16 protein-coding genes are annotated in these 23,447 nt (G+C 62.3%); 8 read left to right on the forward strand and 8 right to left on the reverse strand.

Annotated elements, in window-relative coordinates; translation table 11 throughout:
• Position 1 precedes the first annotated feature (1 nt).
• A complete protein-coding gene (locus F0185_RS04170; RefSeq protein ID WP_167221840.1) occupies positions 2–877 on the forward strand; it encodes a hypothetical protein in 876 nt (291 codons plus the stop codon).
• A gap of 9 nt (positions 878–886) precedes the next feature.
• Here F0185_RS04170 and F0185_RS04175 read toward each other — a convergent pair whose 3' ends face one another.
• The 3 genes from F0185_RS04175 to F0185_RS04185 are packed head-to-tail and all read right to left on the reverse strand — an operon-like array spanning position 887 to position 3,076.
• Positions 887–1,444 carry a hypothetical protein gene (locus F0185_RS04175; RefSeq protein WP_223164444.1) on the reverse strand — a complete coding sequence of 186 codons (558 nt, stop codon included), beginning with the start codon at positions 1,442–1,444 and terminating at the stop codon, positions 887–889.
• On the reverse strand, positions 1,395–2,450 hold the full coding sequence (gene mnmH, locus F0185_RS04180) for a tRNA 2-selenouridine(34) synthase MnmH (RefSeq protein WP_167221844.1): 1,056 nt from the start codon (positions 2,448–2,450) through the stop codon (positions 1,395–1,397). Before mnmH ends, F0185_RS04175 begins: the two co-directional genes overlap by 50 nt.
• On the reverse strand, positions 2,447–3,076 hold the full coding sequence (locus F0185_RS04185) for an arylesterase (protein WP_167221846.1): 630 nt from the start codon (positions 3,074–3,076) through the stop codon (positions 2,447–2,449). Before F0185_RS04185 ends, mnmH begins: the two co-directional genes overlap by 4 nt.
• Here F0185_RS04185 and F0185_RS04190 point away from each other — a divergent pair.
• Positions 3,075–3,791, forward strand: a complete 717-nt coding sequence (locus F0185_RS04190) for an ABC transporter ATP-binding protein (RefSeq protein WP_166897988.1) — start codon at positions 3,075–3,077, stop codon at positions 3,789–3,791. The genes F0185_RS04185 and F0185_RS04190 overlap by 2 nt on opposite strands.
• A 116-nt stretch (positions 3,792–3,907) precedes the next feature.
• Here F0185_RS04190 and F0185_RS04195 read toward each other — a convergent pair whose 3' ends face one another.
• Positions 3,908–5,389, reverse strand: coding sequence for an NAD(P)H-hydrate dehydratase (locus tag F0185_RS04195; protein WP_167221848.1), 1,482 nt, complete (start codon positions 5,387–5,389; stop codon positions 3,908–3,910).
• Positions 5,390–5,501: 112 nt separating this feature from the next.
• Here F0185_RS04195 and F0185_RS04200 point away from each other — a divergent pair, with 112 nt between their 5' ends.
• The 4 genes from F0185_RS04200 (at position 5,502) to F0185_RS04215 (ending at position 12,366) form a co-directional block, all read left to right on the forward strand.
• Complete coding sequence (locus F0185_RS04200) at positions 5,502–9,116, forward strand: hydantoinase B/oxoprolinase family protein (RefSeq protein ID WP_167221850.1); 3,615 nt, start codon at positions 5,502–5,504, stop codon at positions 9,114–9,116.
• Between the two features lie 59 nt (positions 9,117–9,175).
• Complete coding sequence (locus tag F0185_RS04205) at positions 9,176–10,120, forward strand: hypothetical protein (RefSeq protein WP_167221852.1); 945 nt, start codon at positions 9,176–9,178, stop codon at positions 10,118–10,120.
• Positions 10,121–10,334: 214 nt separating this feature from the next.
• A complete protein-coding gene (locus F0185_RS04210; protein WP_167221854.1) occupies positions 10,335–12,206 on the forward strand; it encodes a WG repeat-containing protein in 1,872 nt (623 codons plus the stop codon).
• A gap of 4 nt (positions 12,207–12,210) precedes the next feature.
• A complete protein-coding gene (locus F0185_RS04215) occupies positions 12,211–12,366 on the forward strand; it encodes a hypothetical protein (RefSeq protein ID WP_167221856.1) in 156 nt (51 codons plus the stop codon).
• A 99-nt stretch (positions 12,367–12,465) separates the two neighbouring features.
• Here the strand turns inward: F0185_RS04215 and F0185_RS04220 are convergent, their stop codons facing one another.
• From F0185_RS04220 to F0185_RS04235, 4 genes are all read right to left on the reverse strand, one after another.
• On the reverse strand, positions 12,466–14,214 hold the full coding sequence (locus F0185_RS04220) for a serine hydrolase domain-containing protein (protein ID WP_167221858.1): 1,749 nt from the start codon (positions 14,212–14,214) through the stop codon (positions 12,466–12,468).
• Positions 14,215–14,266: 52 nt separating this feature from the next.
• A complete protein-coding gene (locus tag F0185_RS04225) occupies positions 14,267–15,397 on the reverse strand; it encodes a nuclear transport factor 2 family protein (protein WP_167221860.1) in 1,131 nt (376 codons plus the stop codon).
• Positions 15,398–15,626: 229 nt separating this feature from the next.
• A complete protein-coding gene (locus F0185_RS35295; RefSeq protein WP_167221862.1) occupies positions 15,627–16,709 on the reverse strand; it encodes an AraC family transcriptional regulator in 1,083 nt (360 codons plus the stop codon).
• A gap of 64 nt (positions 16,710–16,773) precedes the next feature.
• Positions 16,774–18,405, reverse strand: a complete 1,632-nt coding sequence (locus F0185_RS04235) for a tetratricopeptide repeat-containing response regulator (protein WP_167221864.1) — start codon at positions 18,403–18,405, stop codon at positions 16,774–16,776.
• Positions 18,406–18,657: 252 nt separating this feature from the next.
• Between F0185_RS04235 and purL the strand changes: the two genes are divergently transcribed.
• Complete coding sequence (gene purL, locus F0185_RS04240; protein WP_167221866.1) at positions 18,658–22,704, forward strand: phosphoribosylformylglycinamidine synthase; 4,047 nt, start codon at positions 18,658–18,660, stop codon at positions 22,702–22,704.
• A gap of 295 nt (positions 22,705–22,999) precedes the next feature.
• Positions 23,000–23,440, forward strand: coding sequence for a hypothetical protein (locus tag F0185_RS04245; protein ID WP_167221868.1), 441 nt, complete (start codon positions 23,000–23,002; stop codon positions 23,438–23,440).
• Positions 23,441–23,447: the final 7 nt, after the last annotated feature.

The following is a 23,447-nucleotide window of genomic DNA, read 5'->3' on the forward strand; positions in this document are numbered from 1 at the left end:
CGTGAACAATTATTTATTGGTTGTTCCTCTCGTTCTATTCTGTGCGGCACCTGCGGTAGCAGAGGCGCAAACTCGTCATCTGGTTTTTCAGTCGAATGCGACCTTCCTGGCGCCGGAAGTCAATGTCGTATTGTTTAACGACAAAGCACACCCTGTATCCGTCGCGCTTGACTTCGGAACAAGGGGAGCCGACCTGGACTTGCTGACGGATCAGACATGTTACTCACGCAATCGTGCCGCACAGTTTGCCGGAACGCGTTTTGAAGGTTTTTTTGATAAGGATGGCGTGAAACGTCCCAAGCTGTTTGAAGCGGAATCGACAATTGCCGTCATTCCGCCCGGCGGCTTTGCCCATCGATCTATTCCCGTGGGTTTCTTTTCCTCGCTTCCATGCGAAATTTTATACACGTTGAGGGATCTGCCTGGTGATCGCCGCGTGACGCGTCAGTTCATGGTCAAACCAACAGCGGATGCCCATGTCCAGAATGCCCTCGATGTGAGCGTTAATTCAAGCGTCGAAGATTTTTCGGATAAAAAGCTGATTTTTATAACGCTCTTGTTTAAGAATAGCGCTAACAAGCCCGCGCGTTTCAAACTGATGCGCAAGACTTTGCTCGGATGTGCGGCCGATATCCGCGATGGGATGGTAAGGCAGGGCATGGAGGGCAGCACCGTCGAGATTGATCCGATGTCGTATGCGGCGACAAAAACCGTCATTGAACTTCGCCAGCGCGCCAGCGCGGTGAATTGCCGCTTGATGGTTGAATTCGCGGCGATGGACGGAACGGCCCTTCCTGAGCACCTGCGTAAAATCACTGTGCCGATGAAGCGGCGTGGCGAGTTCAAGTTCTGGCCAAGCGTGATGTTGCATCAATAAGTGTGCCGGTCAGGTGTTCGTTGAGCGCTCCGCTGCCTCGACCTTTCCATTCACGTACGCAACAATCATGCACCAGTCAGCGGAAGTGTCAGGCAGCCAGTTCCGTGCGGCCAGCCCGGAGAAGAGCGGATAGATCGTGGCGCCTTCTTTCTCGACGATGAAACCGAGCATGCCAATCCAGCCCTCCGCAATGAACCACCATCCGGCGCCTTCGATCGCATGCTGGGGATCGCAATCAAGCGGGCGTTCGACGTAGGCCGATAAGGCCGCGACGGCGAAATCGTAGGACTGCCGGGACGCAGCGCCCACGACGCCGTACGTCCCGTGCAGCGCATGCTGCTCAAGAAGCCGGCGCTTGTTCTCATCGAACGCTCGTACTCGCTCCACAGCCCGGGCTTCGCAGGCCGGGTGAAACCCATGCTTGCCGCAACCGCTGCAAACGCCGGGGCCGAACAGATCGACAGCCTGGTGAGTCAGATAGTGTTCGTGAAACGGTGATCCTTCTCGAACCAGACAATCAGATGGCATGCAAACGCCGCGCCGCCGCCAGAAAATCGGCTTCGCCAATATCGTCCAGCTCCACCACCTCGGCCTTGCCGACCTGGATGAAATTGCGGTCGATCGAGCGCAGGTAGGCCGGATCGTAATGCGACGCCAGCAGTTCGTCCACCAGCACCGGCATCTGCCCGCCATTGGCCAGCGCGTGCCAGCTGTCGATCTTGTCGCGCCCGTGCAGCAGCGTCAGGCAGTCGAGCTGGGTATTGAGGGTGTCCGGGCTGTTGGTGAAATGCTCGTAATCCTCCATCAGCAGGCGCACCCGGTTCGGGCGCGACAGCATCAGGGAAATGCAGGGCGATTGCCGCATCTTGTCCATCAGCGCGTCCGGCACGCGCAACTGGCCGACCTTTTTGCTTTCGGACTCCACGAACACCGGCCGCGCCGGGTCGAAGCGACGCAGCTTTTCCCAGATCGTCGTCTCGAACATCTTTTGCGACGGCTGTGGCTTGCTCGGCAAATTGCCCAGCACCGAGCCGCGATGCGCGGCCAGCTGTTCCAGGTCCAGCACTTGCGCGCCGATCGAGTCGAGCACCTGCAGCAGGCGGCTCTTGCCGCTGCCCGTGGTGCCGCAAATGACCTTGAAGTCGGGCAGGGGAGTGTCGAGCAGCGCCGCGCTCACATGGGCGCGATACGCCTTGTAGCCGCCGTCGAGCTGCACCGCCGGCCAGCCGATCTTGGCCAGGATCAGCGCCATCGAGCCGCTGCGGTTGCCGCCGCGCCAGCAATAAATCAGTGGACGCCATTCCTTCGGCTTGTCCAGGAACAAAGTTTCGATATGGCGCGCGATATTCTTGGCCACCAGCGCCGCGCCCACCTTTTTCGCTTCGAACGCGTTGATCTGTTTGTACATGGTGCCGACCCGCACCCGCTCCGGATCGCTCAGCACCGGGCAGTTGATGGCGCCGGGAAGATGGTCGAGCGCAAATTCGGATTCGCTGCGCGCGTCGATGATGCAGTCGAACTGGTCGAGCTGCGGCAGCAGGGTCGCAAAATTTTCAAGGGCGGGATATTTCATCGTGATTTCACCAATGGCAGCATATGCGGCCAGATCGTGGCCAGGATGATCGGATGCGCGTTGGCGGCCGGATGCAGGCGGTCTGGCTGGAACAGCGGCGGCTTGTCGGCCACGCCGTCCAGCATGAACGGCACCAGAGCCGTTTTGTACTGGGTGGCGAGCGACTTGTACATACCGAAAAAGCTGTTGGTGTATTGACGTCCGTAGTTGGGAGGAATGCGCATGCCCACCAACAGCACGCGCGCCTTGTTTTTCTGCGCCAGCTCGATCATGGTGCGCATGTTCGCTTCGGCGGCCGGCACCGGCAAGCCGCGCAAGCCGTCGTTGGCGCCCAGTTCGATGACCACGACGTCGGGCTTGTGCTTGGTCAGCAGGGCCGGCAGGCGCGCGCGCCCGCCACTGGTGGTCTCGCCGCTGATGCTGGCGTTGACGATGGCCGCCTCGATATTTTCGGCCTTGAGTTTCTGTTCCATCAGCGCGACCCAGCCGGCGCCGCGATTGAGGCCATACTCGGCGGACAGGCTGTCGCCCAGCACAAGCACGGTTTTTGGTGCAGAATAGGCGCTCGCCGAGGCGGCCATCATCAGCAGCCCGTAAACAGACCATTTTTTGAGATAAACAAGCATGCGTGACATTCCTGATTCTTCCAATCGTTACGTAAGTGACCATGCAAGGGCGCCTGCGGCGATCGAGGTGATCGGCCTGTCGAAGCGCGTGGCCGATGCCAGCGGCGAACTGACCATCCTGCACAGCGTCGATTTTACAGTGCAACCGGCCGAGACGCTCGCGATCGTGGGCGCGTCCGGTTCCGGCAAGTCGACCTTGCTGGGACTACTGGCGGGCCTGGACACGCCGTCCAGCGGCAAGGTGATCCTCGCCGGCGACGATATCTTCGCGCTCGATGAAGATGGCCGCGCCAGTCTGCGCAAGGCCAAGCTGGGCTTCGTGTTCCAGTCGTTCCAGTTGTTGGCGCATTTGAATGCGCTGGAAAACGTCATGCTGCCGATGGAGCTGCGCGGCGAAAGCGATGCCAGGGAAAAGGCGGCGGCGATGCTGGGACGGGTAGGGCTGTCGAGCCGCTTGAAGCATTATCCCAAGTTCTTGTCGGGCGGCGAGCAGCAGCGGGTGGCCCTGGCGCGCGCGTTCGTGACCGAGCCGCCGTTGTTGTTCGCCGACGAGCCGACCGGCAGCCTGGATGCGGCCACCGGCGAGGCGGTGATTCAATTGATGTTCGAGTTGAACCGCGAGCGCGGTTCGACCCTGGTGCTGGTGACGCACGACCCGTCGATCGCGGCGCGCTGTGGCAGGACGATTACGATTGCGGGTGGACGGTTGGTATAGGTCTTTCGTTCAGCGCTTACCCCGTCGTTCCCGCGCAGGCGGGAACCCAAGTTTTTTGGGCCGCCACCGGCTACGGCACGAACTTGGGTTCCCGCCTGCGCGGGAACGACGCCTTTCTACCGCGCCAGGGCATTGAGCACCGCGCGCGCGGCCAGCGGCAATTCCCCGGCCGTCAACCCAATCGGCCCGCTCCCTTGCGCCACCAGGCGGTCGGCCGCCGCGCCGTGCACCCACACCGCGCCAATCGCCGCCTCCCACGCCTGCCACCCCTGCGCCAGCAAACTACCGCACATCCCGGCCAGCACATCGCCGCTGCCCGCTGTCGCCAGGCCCGCGTTCCCGGTCGGATTAATCACCACCGCGCCGCCGGCATTGGCAATCACCGTCCCCGACCCCTTCAGCACCACCACCGCGTTCAAGCGCGACGCCAGTTCGCGCGCGGCAGCGAGCCGGTCGCCCTGGACCACGGCGCTGGTCACGCCCAACAGCCGCGCCGCCTCCAGCGGATGCGGCGTCACAATCGCCGTCGCCCCGCGCTGCGCCAGTCGTCCCTGCAAGTCCGGGCTGTCGGCGATCAGATTGAGCGCATCGGCGTCGATCACCAGCGCCGCCTTGCCTTCGAGCGCCTTGAACAGCACCCGCATCGCGGTCACCGAGTCGCCCATGCCCGGCCCGATCACCAGGGTGGCGTCGCCGCTGTCGAAGTCCTGGGCGTCGCGCATCATGATCTCTGGCTGCACGAAATCGACCGCGCCCGCCGGCTCGATGGCCGCCACGAACACCCGCCCGGCGCCGGTAAACAGCGCTCCGCGCGCCGCCATCAGTGGCGCGCCGGCCATGCCTTTGGCGCCGCCGATCACCGCCACGTCGCCAAAGCTGCCTTTGTGGCTGTTATGCCGGCGCGGCGCCAGGTGGCGCGCAAACAGCGCCGGCTCGTTCAGGCGCGCCCCGGCAGCCGGCCGCTGGCCAGGATCGATGCCCAGTGGCGCCAGCTGCACCTGGCCCGCGTAATCGCGTCCTTCAAACGTATGCAGGCCCGGCTTGTCGCCGATGAAGGTGATCGTGCGCGTGGCCTGGATCGCCACCCCATCGGGGCCGATCACGGCGCCGGTGTCGGCATCGAGCCCGCTCGGTACATCGAGCGCCAGTACCGGCCGCCCCAGCGCGTTAATGGCCTCGACCAGCGCGCGCATGTCGCCGTCGATCGGGCGCGCCAGGCCAATGCCGAACAAACCGTCGACGATCAGGCCCCAGTCGCGCCCGAGCGGCAGGCTGTCGACAAACACCGCCTTGCTGGCGCGCGCACGGGCCAGCGCCCGCGCGCTGTCGGCCGAGGGTGCCGGGCCGCCGAGGTACAGCACCGTCACCTCGGCGTCAAGGTCGGTGTCGGCGCCGGCCAGGTTGGCCGCCACTTCGAGCGCGTCGCCCCCGTTGTTGCCAGGGCCGGCCAGGACCAGTACCTTGCGTCCGGCCAGTATGGCGCGCGCGGCGCTGGCAGCCGCTTCGCCGGCGCGCTGCATGAGCGTGCCGGCCGGCAGGCTTTCTGCCATGTTGTGTTCGATATTGCGGATTTCGGCGACGCTGTACAGTGATTTCATCATAACTCCGTTGCAAAGGCGCTAAGATTGCGCCAATTTCAATACACGCTGACTAAAATTTCGGGATGGGCACTACAATATGCGCCATCCCAAACACATTGAAGGATGGCACATGGATTGGCAATTCTGGATTGATCGCGGCGGCACATTTACCGACATCGTGGCGCGTCAGCCTGACGGCAGCCTGGTGACCCATAAATTGTTGTCCGAGAATCCGGAGCAGTACGGCGACGCCGCCGTCGCCGGCATCCGCCACCTGCTTGGCCTCGCCGCCGACGCTCCGATGCCAGTGGACGCCATCGAGGCCGTCAAAATGGGCACCACCGTCGCCACCAACGCCCTGCTCGAGCGCAAAGGCGAGCGCACGGCGCTGGCCATCACGCGGGGCTTTCGCGACGCGCTGCGCATAGCGTATCAGAACCGGCCAAAATTGTTCGATCGGCATATCGTGCTGCCGGAACTGTTGTACAGCCACGTGGTGGAAATCGACGAACGGATCGGCGCCCACGGCGACGTGCTCACGGCGCTCGATGACGATGCCACTCGCGCCGCCCTGCAAACGGCCTATGACGACGGCGCCCGTTCGCTGGCCATCGTCTTCATGCACGGCTACCGCTACACCGCCCACGAGGCCGCTTGCGCGCGCATCGCCCGCGCCATCGGCTTTACCCAGGTCTCGGTCTCGCACGAGGTGAGCCCGATGATGAAACTGGTCGCGCGCGGCGACACCACCGTCGTCGACGCCTACCTGTCGCCGATTTTGCGCCGCTATGTCGACCAGGTGGCCATCGAAATGCCGGGCGTGAACCTGCAATTCATGCAGTCGAACGGCGGCCTGACCGACGCCCGCGCCTTCCAGGGCAAGGACAGCATCTTGTCCGGCCCCGCCGGCGGCATCGTCGGCATGGCGCGCGCCAGCCAGGCGGCCGGTTTCGAGAAGGTGATCGGCTTCGACATGGGTGGCACCTCGACCGACGTGTCGCACTTTTCGGGCGAATTCGAACGCGTGTTCGAAACCCTGGTCGCGGGCGTGCGCATGCGCGCCCCGATGATGAGCATTCATACGGTCGCCGCCGGCGGCGGCTCGCTGCTGCATTTCGACGGCAGCCGTTATCGCGTGGGGCCCGACAGCGCCGGCGCCAATCCGGGGCCGGCCAGCTACCGGCGCGGCGGCCCGCTCGCGGTCACCGACTGCAACGTCATGCTGGGTAAAATCCAGCCCGCCCATTTTCCGCGCCTGTTCGGACCAGGCGCCAACCAGCCGCTCGACGTCGAGCGCGTGCGCGCCCAGTTCCTCGCCATGGCGCAGAAGATCGGCGCCGCCACCGGCGTCACGCCGGCGCCGGAGCAGGTGGCCGAAGGCTTCATCCAGATCGCGGTCGGGAACATGGCCAACGCGATCAAGCAGATTTCGGTGCAGCGCGGCCACGACGTGACCGAGTACGCGCTGACCAGTTTCGGCGGCGCCGGCGGGCAGCACGCCTGCCTGGTGGCCGACGCCCTCGGCATGAAAACCGTGTTCGTGCACTCGCTGGCCGGGGTGCTGTCGGCCTACGGCATGGGACTGGCCGACCAGCGCGCCATGCGCGAACGCGCGGTCGAACTGCGCCTGCTTGAGACCACGCCCGATATGCTGCACGGCTACCTCAGCGCGCTGGGGGACGGATTGACCCGCGAGCTGACCGACCAGGGCGTGGCCGCCGCGCGCATTCGCCTGGTGCGGCGCGTGCACCTGCGCTACGAAGGCACCGATTCGGCCATCATCGTGCTGTTCGATAATCCCGAGCGCATGAAGAACCAGTTCGAAGCCGCCTACAAAAAGCGCTTCTCGTTCCTGATGCCGTCCAAGGCGATGGTCGTGGAAGCGGTGTCGGTGGAAGCCATCGGCGCCTCCGACGCCCCGGCCGAGAGCCTGGCGGCGCAGGTCCCGCGTGAAGGCGCGCTCAAGGCGCGCGAGACGGTGCGCATGTTCGGCGCCGATTCGTGGCACAACACGGGCCTGTACAAGCGCGCCGACATGCGCCCGGGCGACGTGATCAAAGGCCCGGCCATTGTCGCCGAAGACAACGCCACCACCGTGGTGGAACTGGGCTGGCAGGCCAGGGTCACGCCGCACAATCATCTGGTGCTGACGCGGATCGAAGCGATGCCCGAACGACGCGCCATCGGCACCACGGCCGATCCGGTGATGCTCGAGATTTTCAATAACCTGTTCATGTCGATCGCCGAGCAAATGGGACTGCGCCTGCAGAACACCGCGTACTCGGTCAACATCAAGGAGCGGCTGGACTTCAGCTGCGCCATTTTCGACGCTTGCGGCAACCTGATCGCCAATGCGCCGCACATGCCGGTGCATCTGGGCTCGATGGGCGAGTCGATCAAGACCGTCATGACCGAAAACGCGGGCAAGATGCGTCCGGGCGACGTGTTCATGCTCAACGACCCTTACCACGGCGGCACCCACCTGCCGGACGTCACGGTCATTACGCCGGTGTTCGACCAGGCGGGCGGCGCGATCCTGTTTTACGTCGGCTCGCGCGGCCACCACGCCGACATCGGCGGCACCACGCCGGGCTCGATGCCGCCGGACTCGGTCTTCATCGAGCAGGAAGGCGTGTTGATCGATAACTTCAAGCTGGTCGACGGCGTCGACGGGCTGCTGCGCGACCTTGAGGCGCGCGCGCTCCTGGGCGGCGCGCGCTACCCGGCGCGCAATCCCGACCAGAACATGGCCGACCTGCGCGCGCAGGTGGCCGCCAACCAGAAGGGCGTGGACGAACTGCGCAAGATGGTCGCGCACTTCGGCCTGGGCGTGGTGCAGGCGTACATGGGCCACGTGCAGGACAACGCCGAAGAAGCGGTGCGGCGCGTGATCGGCGCGTTAAGGGACGGCGACTTCACCACGCAGCTCGACAACGGCGCGCAGATCAAGGTGGCGATCCGGGTCGACCAGGCCGCGCGCAGCGCCACCATCGACTTTAGCGGCACCTCGCCGCAACTGGCCAACAACTTCAACGCGCCGTCGGCGGTGTGCATGGCGGCGGTGCTGTACGTGTTCCGCACGCTGGTCGACGATGAGATTCCGCTCAACGCGGGCTGCCTGAAACCGCTGAAGGTGCTCATTCCGCCGGGCTCGATGCTCAATCCGCATTATCCGGCGTCGGTCGTGTCGGGCAATGTGGAGACCTCGACCTGCATCACCAACACGCTGTACGGCGCGCTCGGGGTCATGGCCGCGTCGCAAGGCACGATGAACAACTTCACCTTCGGGAACGCCAAATACCAGTATTACGAGACGATTTCGGGCGGCTCCGGCGCGGGAGACGGTTACGACGGCACCGACGTGGTCCAGACCAATATGACCAATTCGCGCCTGACCGATCCGGAAATCCTGGAGTTCCGCTTCCCGGTGCGGCTCGAGAGCTACGAAATCCGGCACGGATCGGGCGGGGCGGGGCGCTGGCACGGTGGTAACGGCGGCGTGCGCAAGGTGCGCTTTTTGGAGCCGATGACGGCCGCGATCCTGTCGAACAACCGCATCCACGCGCCGTTCGGCATGGCGGGCGGCAGCCCGGGCGCATGCGGCGTCAACAGCGTGGTGCGGGCCGACGGCAGCGTGGAACTGCTGGCCCACATCGGCAAAACCGAGATGGCGGCCGGCGACCTGTTTGTGATCGAAACCCCCGGCGGCGGCGGTTTTGGCGATTTGTGCTCCAAAAGTTTGTAATATTGGCTACACTTGTGACTTGGTACACAATTTAGTGTCAGATCAATAAAGGTTAGATTTTGGAATCACATGAGCAAAACGGACCTCGGCGGGTCGAGCCGAGCCTGACACCGGACGATGCGACGTTCGATCCTGCGCCACCGGCGCCTGCCGCGAAGCTGCCGGTACCGTCCTTGCTGCCCGACGAGCCCGAGGGGCCGCCGGCGCTGTCGGGCATCCTGCAGGAAAAACCGCCCGCGGACAACTGGATCGGCACGGCGGTGGCATGGGGCGGCGGCGCGCTTGCGCTGGCGGCCCTGATTGGCGGCGGAGTATGGTTCAATGCCGAACGCAAGCTCGACGACGCCATGCATGCCGTGGCGATGAGCGCCAAGGTCGATCCGGCGGCGCCGCCCAAGCCGGTGGCCAAGCCGCCGCCGAAGGCTGCGCTCGCTCCGGTGGTCACCGAACCCGTGCCGGACAACACCTCGCCGCCGCCGGGCCGGATCACGCCGGCGCCGGAACCGATACCGCCGCTGGTGGTCTTGCCACCGGAGCCGGAAAAGCCGGTGGTCAACAAGCCGGTCGAGATTGCGCATGTGGAAAAGCCGCTACCGGTACCGAAACCGAAACCGAAACCGGCGCCCCCACGTGCGCATCCGCTGGCTGCCACCGTGGTAAAAAAAGCGCCTGCGGCCAAGCCGGTGGCGAAAGCCAGGGCGCCCGCGATTCCGACGAAAAAGCCGCTCGCAAAGGCAAAAGCGCCTGTGGTGCCGGTCAAGCCGGCGGCCAGGAAAAACATGCCGCCGGCGCCAGCGAAAGCGGCTGCGAAAAAGAAGCTCGCCGTCGTTCCGGCAAAAGCTGGCGTCAAGCCCAAAGTGGCAGCCAAGCCAGCGGCCAAGCCTGCCGTGAAGGCCAAACCCGCCCCTGCGAAACCGGTAGCTGGGCATCAACCGGCGTTCAAGCTGCATACGCCGGCCAATGCCGATCCGTGCAAGAGTGGGGGGCTGGCGCGCGAGTGCTGAAGCGCTGTCCGGCAAGCGGGACTCTTTGACGGCGAGCCGGTGGCGATTGCCGTTGCGGTCGCCGGCCATCGCGCCGCAGTGCGGGTGATTATTTCCAGCCGGGCATCTCGTCGAGATGTCCGCACATTCCGCATCAATGTTATCGACATACTCAGGTCGAGTAGTTGCTGCGGGTAAAATGCCGGCACAATCCGACTCGCCCACGCACGCCATCATGCCGATCCAGCCCATCCTGATCCGAAATCATTTCCAAGCCGACGACGACTATGACGATCTGCTCGTTATTCATGAGGGCGTGGCGCGCGCCATGGAGCCACCGCTGGTCCAGGTGCTGGGGCCGTTCTGGGACGACGGACGCGGCGGCCTGATCGCCGCCGCCTCGGCCGGCGACGCTGCATGCGGCTACATCAACGCGACCGGCGACTGGCTGGTGGCGCCCGATCTGGACGACGCGCGCACGTTCAGCGACGATGGCCTTTCCCGCTTCCGCAAGAACGGCCTCTGGGGCTACATGAATCTGCTTGGCCAGTGCGTCATCGCACCCAGGCATGAGGCGGTGAGCGCGTTTGCGCACGGGCTGGCGGCGGTGAAAGTGTCTGCGGCCGCGTGGCGCTATATCGATCTGCGCGGCCAGTTCGCCTTCGACGGCAGCTTCTTCAACGCCGGGCAATTCGCCGCGAACGGCCTGGCCGCCGTGCGTTTGAACGAACAAGATAAGACCGGTTACATCGGCCGCGATGGGCAGTGGGTCATCGCCGCGCAGTTTGACGATGCGCTCGGGTTTTCCGTCCACGGCGTGGCGCCGGCGGCGAGCGCGCCGAAAATGTTCGGCCTGATCGACACGGCAGGCAACTGGATTGTGCCACCGCTTCATGACCGGATCGACGAATTCAATGCCGACGGCCTCGCATTTTGCCTTCAGAAGGGCTTCAAGTTCGGTTATCTGGATGCCAGCGGCAAGCATGTGCTCAAGGATCAGTCCTACCACCTGTCCACCACGATGAGCTGTGGAATCGTCAAATATGGCGAAAAAACGTACTTCAAGGCGGACGGGAGCGAACTCGACACGCCGTATGTCTATTGGGGAACGGATTTCACCGAGCACGGGTTTGCCATCGGCCACGGATCCCCTGCTGCGGAAGATCCCACCGGAATCGATGACGGCTCCCTGATATGGGGCCTCGTGCGCACCGACGGCGTGTTCCTGCCGGCGCCGAAAGAGGTCATCGAAGTATTGTCGTCCGACGGCGCCCTGTGGCTTCCGGAGACGAATACGCCGCTGGCGCCGTTCCTTGGGCGCGATGGCGTGGTGCTGCTCGACCGCGACGCGCGCGTGGCGTACCGCTGGCGGCGCGAGCATGGGGACGCGGGCCAGTTCGCCGCGCTCTACGATCACGCGGGACGTTTGGTGTGGCAGGGCCGCCCCCGGGCGGAGGTGGCCATGCCGCCGGTCTTTTTTGCAGCCGCTCCGGAGACCTTCCTGGACGAACTCGATTCACGCGCCGCTTTCCCCGGCCTGGTGCGGGACATGCTGGCCGAAACCATGCAAAAACTGCAGCGCCATGCCAGCGACCCGGGGTTCGACGTCTGGGCCGCCGGGGAGCACGATGACGGGGACGAGGACTATGACGATGAGGATGACGGTGATGACCACGACAGCTACGACCGCGCCACGTGTCATGGCCCCTCGACCGTGCGCCGCCTGTTTCGCAGCTACCTCGACGAAGGCGTGAACGGCGAATACCAGTTTTTGAGCAGCATGCGCGTGGAGGCGCAGGAGGCCATCTATGACGATCTTGCGGCGCAGTTGGTGGCGCAGTTCGGCCCGGGCGATCCGGCCCCCGACCACGTCTGCCTTCGCGGCCTGTACCGGGAACAAGGCTGGGCCGTCGACTTGCCGGTCGCACTGCCTGGTACGGATGGCGCGAAAGAATCGAATCGTGTGTGGCTTGTCATCGCCACCTTTGGCGACAGCGGCGATGGCGACGAGTGGGACGAGGTCTGGTTAAGCTGCTCGCCGTCGGGCGAGACCCTGGAGGCGGCCGATGCCGCGCGCCGCCTGCTCACGGAACTTGAATCCGATTGACGCCATGACCCGCACCGTGGTGGTCCGGCATTCGCCGAAACCACCCGGCGAGCCAGGCGAGCTGCTTCGTATCGATGACGGGGACGCCATGATCGCCGACGCGGTCCGCACCTGTCAGCGCGTGTTCCGCGCGCCAGAACAGCCGCTCGAACGGCACTGACCCCTTCCCCGACATCGAGTGCGCCGACGTGCTGGACAATACGCGCGACGAACTGCTGGCGCAGCTGGAGGCGCGCTTCGGCGGATCGGCCTTGACGGCTCAACGATGACGCAGTGTGCCATCGTCGCCAATGGGGATTTTCGTGAACGCCAGACCCCGGACCTCGTCGACCGCGATCTGGAATCCGGTAACCTCATTGCCATTGCCTCGATTGAATTTGATACTCCCCATGAAGTCCTTATTGCCGGAAAAGAGGTCGGCCGTAATGGGCTTGAAAACGACCGTGCCAACACGTAGGTTTCTGGCAGTCAGGAGTCCGCCACGCGTCTCCAGTACAAAGGAAGAGTCGAGTTCCTTGCAGTAGAATGTGCCGGCGAACTGTGCCAAGGCGCTTTCCGGGTAGGAAACGGGTGTGTACGACTCGAAAACAAGCGGATCGCTGTTTGCCATGATGAAGTGCATGTCCCGGCCTTCTTTCTTATCCACAAACTTGATCGTATATTTGTCGTCGCCGTCGATTTTCAGCTGAAAAACCGAGTCGCTTAGCGGGATCGCGGCGCGTCCGTCCGAGCCTTCCGTCCTGCTGTAATGTAAGACACCGTCTTTGACGTGAACTTTTGCGGAAATGGCGCGCAGGCGGTTCCAATAGTTTCCCGCGTATTTCCGCAGCAGTTCGGGACGCACCTTGGCAGCTGCGATGCCCGCATAGTCGATCGTCTCCGGTTCGGTGAAATGGTTTTTCAGCACAACGGAGGCGATCCGCATCGCATAATTTCCGTTATAGGCCAGGCCGGAACTGAGCGCAATCGCCGTGACATTCTGCTCGGGAAAATGAAAGATCGAACTGGCGTACCCGCCAGAATTTCCCGTTCGATAGAACTTGGAAATGCCTCTTTCCATGCCCGCATGCAGCTGCCCATATGTGGAAATACCGGAAATATCCCTGACCACGTTTCCGGCATCTAGCCTGACAGGCGCATTCAATCTGTCCGCCAGCGATTTTTTGCCCGGCGCTGGCGCCGACATGGCCACCCTCCAGAGTGAAAGATCGCGGATCGTTGTGTAAAGATCGATCGGTCCTGCCGCTTTGCCGCCTGCGTGGGTGGTTTTGTACGCTCCCTTGGCGTCGGCAAGGTACGGTACCGCCACGTTGCTCACCGGTTCGGAATTTTCGGTTAGAAACAGCGTGTTCGACATGTTGAGAGGTGAAAATATGTTCTCCTTCATGTAAGTTTCGAAGGCTTGCCCCGACACGCGCTCCACAATTTTCATTAACAGGACGAACCTGGTGTCGCCACCGGGCGAAAATGCTTCTCCAGGGTTGAAGTTAAGTGCTTTTTGTCCTTTTATGAATGGCAAAATGGTCTCGTAGCGTTCCGGCTCTGTCGATTCCCACCCACCCAGGGACTTCATGACCCGATATCCGTACAGACCATCGGTGGAGCTCAGTAAATGGTTGATGGATATTTTCTTGCCGAAGTCAGGTATTTGCGGCAGGTATTTCCTGATGTCGTCGGTCAGTGCCAGCTGCCCTCGATCTTCCAGCGTCAGGATAGCGGCGGCGATGAATTCCCATGCCAGTGAATCGACTTGAAATTTCGTATCGACCGTCGCCGCCACCTTGTATTCAAGATTGGCATTCCCGAAGGCGTTCTCGTAAATGACCTTTCCATCTTGCAAAAGGGTGATGGCTAACGCAGGCTTGCCCGGCCCTCCATACTCGCTGAGCACCTTGGCGATGGCTTGCCCATGCGCGGTCTCTGCAAGATTGCTGGCGTTGGCCGTCAACGGGCATAGTGCGAGGCAGCCGGCGATCAGATAGTTTGTTGGTGAAAAATTTTCGCTCATGTCGATGTCTTCCTGTGAATTCGAATGGTCAGGCTGCGCAGTCAGGCCGCTGTCAGTGCATTTTCTGAATGGTCTCAATGACTTTCCGCGCGACCGACGCAGTGGAAGAGGGGTCTTGCCCTGTTATGAAGTTGCCGTCGACCACATGAAAATTGTCGCCGAAGCGCTTTGAATGGACAAAATTCCCGCCTTGCCTGGCGATTTCCTTGCCGATGGAAAAAGGGAAGGTCTTGTAATAGTCGGCTGCGGTATTTTCGAACATGTCGGGGAAGCCGGTAATTTTCCTGTTTGAAAAAATGGAGGCGCCGGCACTGTTTTTCAGGTTCACGATGCCGGCAGTGCCATGGCAGACAGCCGATATCACACCGCCATTGTCGTGAATCTTGAGCGCGATGCGTTGAATGGCCGTGTTCTCGGCGACGCCGAACATGGCCGCGCCGCCTCCGCTGTAGTAGATCGCCTTGTAGTCGTTCGGATCGACCTGTGCGGGCTTGAAGGTATTCTTCAGCAGATTCATGAAACCGGCGTCGTACAGGTAGTCCTTTTGCGTCTGGTTGGATGTGTCGACATAGCCCACGGGAATCGCTCCACCGTTGGGGCTGACAAAATCCACGACCAGGCCGCTCTTCCTGAAAATGTCATAGGCGATGACGATTTCTTCAAAGTGGTTTGACGCATTCAACTTGGTATTGCCGTAGGTGTGTTGATTCGAGGTGATGAACAAGACCTTGTCTTTGCTTTTGGAAGCTTCCTTCCAGGTGTAACTCTTGTGCACGATCTTCCAGCCGCCTTCATATTTCAGCAGCATGAAGTAATCGGTATATATCCTGAAGTTGGGCATCGCGATTTCGACTTTCGCGCTTGCCGCATTGTTTTCGACGTCGATCGACAGGATGCGCCCGATCCGGTTGATCTTGTTTCCCGGTTTTATGTCCGCGATATATTTGCCGCCAGAACGAACTAGCAATGTACCGGCTTCGGTGACCGCATACAGATTGAAGTCCGGGTGAAAGGCGCGTCTTAGGCGTTCGGGTTCGCCATTTGCCGTCCCTTCCATGTAGTCGGTTAAGGTTTCGCGGATTTGTTCGGTATCGCCCGGCGCGGCGATTGCCGTCGCCCGCCCGGACAGGCAAAACAGAAGACAGGCGCCGAGCAGGGCGCGCAAGAAGAAGTGTTGACGCATACATTTATCCCAAAGTCCTACAAATACCTATTACCGAAGGTAGATACGGTTGTCCGGCAGGTGCGCTGCTGTGCGCCATGCCGAACGGTAGGATAGGGCGAACGTGGTGGCCTGCTGTCGCAAGCCATGATCCGGGACTCCGGATACATGATTCCGCAGCGTGGCGGCGGTGGGAGGCCCGGCGAATGCGCCGGTGAGCCGCGAAAAATCGGCCGGCAAACGGGAGGGGTCAGGAAGGGATGCCGAGCTGGTGGTCGGGCGATGATGAAGCATGCCGGGCCGCGGATGCGGCGCGATAGCTTGCCGGTGTTTGGCCGGCGATCTTCTTGAACGCCGCAAAAAATGTCGAGTTGGAGTTGAATCCGCTACGTTCCGCAACGAGTTCCATGGTCAAATGGGACTCATCGGTCAATAACTGCTTGGCGTATTGAATGCGAAACTCGTTGATATAAAGATTGAAACTCTTGTCCAGTTTTTCATTAATCGCCTGGGATACGGTCGTTTGCAGATAGCCGACTTTCTTGGCCAATAGCGGCAGGCTCAGGTTTGGATTCAAGTACAGCCGCTGTTCGGAAATCGCCCGGTCCAGCGAATCGAGCAGTGCGCGGGCATCCTCGTCCGCCAGCTGTCGATTCTGATATTTCTCCTTTTTGGCGGTCTCCACCCGCGCGTCTTTTTGCAGGACGAAGATCAGGATGCTGATATGCATCGACACGGTGAACGAAATCGCCCCGACAATATACGAGGTGAACGGCGTGGTGGCATAGGCCACGAGGATCAGGAAACTGCTGACATAAACGCTGAGAGCGAGATAATTTTGACGTGATATCCGTCCGCCGGCGCCGAGCAGCAAGTCGCGCGATTGCCACAGCTGTTTGCCGGCCAATAACAGATAGAACAACCAGTAAGCATGTACAGCAAGAATCGAATAACGCCAGATATGCGGGTAGCGGGAATAGGGAAAGATGATGCCAATGCCGATCGCACATAGCGCCAGCAAAAGATGCGTGCGCCAGTGCTTGCCGACGGCACGCTGTGCCAGGTCCGCGAGATGGCAATGCACATACAGATAGGATAATGGACCGATCAGCAGGCAAGCCGATATGCCGGCCTGCAGGATCTCGACGGCGATAGCGGGATTGAAGTAGTAAAAAGTCGACTTTGCAGTACGAAACCCGATCGCCAGCAGCAATGCGCCCAACATGCTGTTGGTGAGGCGATGCGATCGGCGGCTGAACTGGTAGCAGGCCAGGAAAATCCCGTTGACCGCGCCGAGCGCGCTAATGAAAAACAGCAGTTGGCTTGAAATCACGAGTCGACGATGTGGAAGTGAAGAGCGGGATCCGGTTCGCATGCGCGCCGGCGTGGGAAGCGCATCAGCTCGAAATCCCGTACTTGCGCTGGGCGCCGTGGTAATCCTCGGTCAGCCCCGGCAACAGAGGATTGCCCGGATCGATCTTGCGCACGGCTTCGAGCTGGCTGATGCACACTTCGGCCAGCGGATGATCCCAGCCCAGGTCTTCGAGCTGGCGCAAGATCGCCTTGGCCAGCGCCACCATGACCTGCACGTTCTTGGGCGCCATGTGCTGCGCTTCGAGCAGGGTCTGCACCGCGCCCTTGACGTCGCCCATATTGCCTTTTTCGGCGGCCAGGTCGAGCAATTCCTGCACCTGGGTCATCAGGCGCGAGTTCATGCCTTCGGCCAGGTCGGGGCGGCCGGCCTTGACGAACACGCTCATCGCATCCTGCATCGACACCTTGCTGTCGACATCGTTCATCACCGTGAGCATCACTTCCGCCGCCGCGTTATCGAGCCGGTTCGACAGGCATGTGCGCGCCAGGCCAATCTTGAAGTCGCTCGATAAGCCCTTGGACAGCCGCACCGCCGCCACCGCCGCGTTCAGTTCCGTCACCGCCGCCGAGGTATTGCCCGCCGATTCATGCAGCAGCGCCACCGAAATGGCCTTGCAGGCGTCGATCGCGGCATTGCCGCGCAGTGACTTTTCCATATCGCGGATGACGCTGCCCGCCTGGTTGGCGTCCCCCTTTTTCAGCAGCGTCTTGACCAGATTGACGTGGTCTTCCGGATCGCGAAATTCGGAGTATTTGGACTTCGATACCACCTGTTTGAACGATTTCTCGGCCACCACCACGTCGCCCGCTTCCAGCGCCACCTCGCCCAGGCGGCGCAGGCGGCGCACCATGTGCGGCGAAATCGCCACCGCTTCTTCCAGGGTTTTCTGGGCGCGATAGGCGGCGCCGTTCATTTCGTGGCATTTGGCCAGCAGGTCGTACGCGGCCATGAACTTCGGATTGTCTTCGATGAGCTTGGTGACAACGACCTCGGCTTCCTCGATCTTGTCCTGCGCAAACAGCACGCGCGCCAGGCCCAGGCTGGCCCAGCCGATCGACTTGCTGGCCAGGATGCCGCTGTAGATATCCTCGGCCTGGGGCAACTCGCCGAGCGTCACATGCATGTCGGCGCGCAGGCGGGCAAAATCGGCCACATGGCGCGGGTGCGACGCTTCGCCGGCCGCCGCCGACTTGATCGCCTCGCGCAGGTTGCCCTGGCCGATCAGCTGATAGGTCGGCAGGAACACCGCGCGGCGCTCGATGGCGCGGTTGATGCGCACGCTGAGCGTGTCCACCGTGAACGGCTTGAGGATGTAGTCGGTCGGAGTCAGTTCGGCGGCGCTGACCACCTTGCTGTAGACGCCTTCAGAGGTAATCATGATAAAAATGGTACCGAGGCCGATCAGCTTGTGATGGCGCATGTCTTCCAGCAACTGCTGGCCATCCTGGCCGCTCTCGGCGCCGCCGCCCTCTAAATCGTACTCGCACAGGATCAGGTCGTACTTGCGCTTGTCGACTTGCTTGATGGCGGTGCTGGCGTTGACGGCGAAGTCGATCTTGGTGATGCTCGACTGCACCAGCATGTTTTGCAGGCTGCCGCGCATGCCCGGATTCGGGTCGATCACCAACACCGACAAGTTGCTGTTATCTTGCATCTGTTCACTTTCGTGCCCCCTTGAGCGGGGGGTACACCTATTAACGGTTCGTGCGGGAAACTCTTGAAACCCTACGATACGCTAATCCCGACGCCGTCGGCAACTGTCACGCAATGGCGGTGAGGCGAATACGCCGCGCTGCCAGGGTAGCAACACGGTATAATGTCGGCCTAAAGGATTCCAGCCCTGCCCAGTTTCGTGCCTTCATTACCTTTAACCCCGCAGCCTCGCTGCATCAACCACCTTCCAACCATGTTGATACTACCGGGTTCCAATGCCCTGTCCGTATTTCGCAGCCAACGCCTCCTGAGCCAATTGCAAGCTGTCGCCCCGGCGATTACGGCGGTCCAGGCGCGTTTTTATCACTTTATCGATACCAGCGCCGCGTTGTCGGCCGAGGACACGTCGCGCCTGGACGCGATGCTGACCTACGGCGAACCGGCCGCGGCAAGTCCGCGCGAGGGCGTGACGGAAGAATTCTTCGTCATTCCGCGCCTGGGCACCATCTCGCCATGGGCTTCGAAAGCGACCGATATCGCGCACAACTGCGGCATGGCGCATGTGCACCGGATCGAGCGCGGGATCGCCTTTTCGATCAGCCTGAAAACGGGCCTGCTCGGTTCGAGCATCGGCGCGGCCAAAAAGCTGACGGACGCTGAAACCGAGGCTGTCGCAGCGCTGCTGCACGACCGCATGACCGAGAGCGTGTTGCGCAATGCCGACCAGGCCTCCGACCTGTTCCGCGAACTCGAAGCGCGGCCACTGGAATCGGTCGACGTGATCGGCGCCGGCAGGCACGCGCTGGAAAAAGCCAACACCGAACTTGGCCTGGCCATGTCGGACGACGAAATCGATTACCTGTTCCAGGCATTCAGCACGGCCGGGCGCAACCCGACCGACGTCGAACTGATGATGTTCGCGCAGGCAAACAGTGAACACTGCCGCCACAAGATCTTCAACGCCGACTGGATCGTCGACGGCATCTCGCAGCTCAAGACGCTGTTCCAGATGATCAAGAACACCCACGAGTTGCAGCCGAAGGGGACCATCGTCGCCTACAGCGACAACTCGTCGATCATGGAAGGCGCGACCGTGATGCGCTTCTATCCGCGCGGCGCCGGGCACGAATACGCCCCGTCGACGGAACTGACGCACACCCTCATGAAGGTCGAGACGCACAATCACCCGACCGCGATTTCGCCATTCCCCGGTGCCTCCACCGGCGCGGGCGGCGAGATCCGCGACGAAGGCGCGACCGGGCGCGGCGCCAAGCCGAAAGCCGGCCTGACCGGCTTTACGGTGTCGAACCTGATGATCCCGGACGCCGTGCGTCCATGGGAAAACGCGGCCAACGTCACCCAGCCAGTCGGCCAGCGCGCCGAGGCGGCGGCCTACGGCAAGCCTGACCGCATCGCTTCGCCCTTGCAGATCATGATCGAAGGCCCGCTCGGCGGCGCCGCGTTCAGCAACGAATTCGGACGCCCTGTGTTGGGCGGCTACTTCCGCACCTACGAACAGAATGTGGGCGCCCTGAGCGCCGGCCTGCCCGACGCGGTGTTCGGCTACCACAAGCCGATCATGATCGCCGGCGGCATCGGCAATATCTCGGGCCAGCACACGCACAAGAACGACATCCCGGTTGGCAGCCTGCTGATCCAGCTGGGTGGTCCGGGCATGCGCATCGGGATGGGCGGCAGCGCCGCGTCGTCGATGGCGACCGGCACCAACACGGCCGACCTGGACTTCGACTCGGTCCAGCGCGGCAATCCGGAGATGGAACGGCGCGCGCAGGAAGTCATCAACGCGTGCTGGCAGATGGGCGCCGACAATCCGATCATCTCGATCCACGATGTGGGCGCGGGCGGCTTGTCGAACGCTTTCCCGGAAATCACCAACGACGCCAAGCGCGGCGCGATTTTCGACTTGCGCAAAGTGCCGCTCGAAGAAAGCGGCATGGCGCCGAAAGAAATCTGGTCCAATGAATCGCAGGAACGCTACGTGCTGGCCATTGCGCCGGAAAGCCTGCCGCTGTTCGCCGCCATGTGCGAGCGCGAGCGCTGCCTGTTCGCCGCCGTCGGCGTGGCCACCGAAGAACGCCAGCTCAAGCTGATCGATCCGGAACTGGGCAACTCGCCGGTCGACATGCCGATGAACGTCTTGCTCGGCAAGCCGCCCAAGATGCTGCGCAACGTCACCCACGTGCATAATAAATTCCCGGCGCTCGACCTGACCGGGCTCGATCTGGCGGACGTCGCCAAACGCGTGCTGCTGCTGCCTGCGGTGGCCGACAAGTCGTTCCTGATCACGATTGGCGACCGCACGGTGGGCGGCACCACGGTGCGCGACCAGATGGTCGGCCCGTGGCAGGTGCCGGTGGCCGATTGCGCCGTCACCGCCATGAGCTTCGAAGGCTACCTTGGCGAAGCGATGGCGATGGGCGAACGCACCCCGCTGGCGGTGATTAACGCCGCCGCGTCGGGCCGCATGGCGGTGGGCGAAGCGGTGACCAACATCGCCGCCGCGCCGATCCGCGACATCTCCGACATCAAACTGTCGGCCAACTGGATGGCCGCGTGCGGCCAGCCGGGGCAGGATGCCGCGCTGTTCGACACCGTGAAGGCGGTCGGCATGGAACTGTGCCCGGCGCTGGGAATCAGTATCCCGGTCGGCAAGGATTCGCTGTCGATGCGCACCACCTGGCGCGATGAAGACGCGGCCAAGGCGGTGGTCTCGCCGGTGTCGCTGATCGTCTCTTCGTTTGCGCCGGTGTATGACGTGCGCCGTTCGCTCACGCCGCAGATCCAGATGGATGCCGGCGAGACGGCGCTGATCCTGATCGACCTGGGACGCGGCAAGAACCGCCTCGGCGCTTCGGCGCTGTCGCTGGTGATCCAGCAGCTCGGCAACGAGACGCCGGACGTGGACAGCGCCGACGACCTGAAAGGCTTCTTCGCCGCGATCCAGCAATTGAACGCCGACGGCAAGCTGCTCGCGTACCACGACCGTTCCGACGGCGGCCTGTTTGCGACGCTGTGCGAGATGGCGTTCGCGGGCCGCAGCGGCTTGTCGGTCAACCTCGACATCCTCACTTTAGAGGCCGGCCATGGCGCCGACTGGGGCGACGCCAAGAACTGGGCGGGCCAGGTGGCCGAACGGCGCAACGAGCAAACCCTGGGCGCCTTGTTCAACGAGGAGCTGGGCGCCGTGATCCAGGTGCGCGCCGATGAAAAATCGGCCGTGATGAACGTGCTGCGCGAGCATAACCTCGGTGCATGCAGCCATATCATCGGCAAGCCGAACGAGCGTGGCGTGATCGAATTCACGCGCGACGCCAAGGTGATTTATACCGAGGCGCGCAGCGCGCTGCACCGCGTGTGGAGCGACACCAGCTGGCGCATCGCGCGCCTGCGCGACAACCCGGCATGCGCCGATGCCGAATACGATCGCCTGCTGGACGAAACCGATCCGGGGATCACGCCGAAGCTGACGTTCGACCCGAGCGAGAACATCGCCGCGCCGTTCGTGGCGACCGGCGTGCGTCCGCGCGTGGCGATCCTGCGCGAGCAGGGCGTCAATTCGCACATCGAAACCGCATGGGTGATGCACCAGGCCGGATTTGCGGCGGTCGATGTGCACATGAGCGACCTGATTGCCGGCCGCGCCAAACTGGACGACTTCCAGGGCATCATCGCCGTCGGGGGTTTTTCGTATGGCGACGTGCTCGGTGCGGGCGAAGGCTGGGCCAAGACGATTTTGTTCAACGCGCAGTTGGCGGAACAGTTCGCGCGCTTCTTCGGTCGTGGCGACACGTTCGGGCTGGGCGTGTGCAACGGTTGCCAGATGATGAGCAACCTGAAATCGATCATTCCGGGTGCGCACGCGTGGCCGAAGTTCACGCGCAATAAATCGGAGCAGTTCGAAGCGCGCTTTGCGATGGTCGAAGTGCTTGATTCGCCGTCGATCTTCTTTGGCGGGATGGCCGGTACGCAGGCGGCGATTGCGATTGCCCACGGCGAGGGTTTTGCCGACTTCTCGCAGACGGGCGATATCGACGCGGTGGTCAAGGCGATGCGCTTTGTCGACAACCGTGGCGCGGCGACGGAAGCCTATCCGTTCAACCCGAACGGCTCGCCGCAGGGATTGACGTCGGTGACGACGGCGGACGGGCGTTTCAGTGTGTTGATGCCGCATGCCGAGCGCGTGTTCCGGTCGGTGCAGCAGTCGTACCATCCGGAGTCGTGGGGCGAGGATTCGCCGTGGATGCGCATGTTCCGCAATGCGCGCAAGTGGGTGGGCTAAGCCAAAGTGGATGTGGAACGTAGAACGTAAAACTTGGAAGGTAAAACTTAGAAGGTAAAACTTAGAAGGTAAAACGTAGAACGTTCAACGCGACCACCACCCTTAAAACCGTCATTCCCGCGTAGGCGGGAATCCAAGGCCACTACGCTGAGCTACGTGCCTTGGATTCCCGCCTGCGCGGGAATGACGGTTTTGCGGTTAACGGCTAACGCTTACGCTTACGCTTAACCTTACCCTTACCTGAAACTGAAACTGAAACTGAAACTGAAACTGAAACTGAAACCGGAGCATCTCAATGAACGTAACAATCGAAGAAATCGACAGCGCATCCATGCGCCCGATCGGCTACAGCCCTCAACCGAGTTTCGCGGTCCACTTCCGCAGCGCCGCGTTCAGCGGCATCGCCCGCCTGGTTCCGGCGCTCGAACGCGCCGAAGACTGTCTGGGCCAGGAGTTCATCGTGGAGATCTGCCAGGGTTCGGTCACGCAGTTCGGCGTGCTCGATCAGCCGGCATTGAACGCGGTGGAAGCGCAGGACACAGCCGGTTCCTTCAAGGTCACCGGCATCGTCGAAAGCCAATCGGGCAACCCTGGTGCGCAACGCTACGCCTTCATCACGGCCGGCGAAGCCTGTTTCTGCTTGTCCGAAGCGGAAATGAATGGCGCGTGGCCCGACCCGGGTAATGCGGTCACCTTTGTCGCGCACGACGTCTCCCTCTGGGACGAGGCTCTCTAAGTAAGTG

Origin of the sequence: Massilia rubra, from assembly GCF_011682065.1 — a bacterium.
In the GTDB taxonomy this organism is placed as follows: Bacteria; Pseudomonadota; Gammaproteobacteria; order Burkholderiales; family Burkholderiaceae_D; genus Telluria_A; species Telluria_A rubra.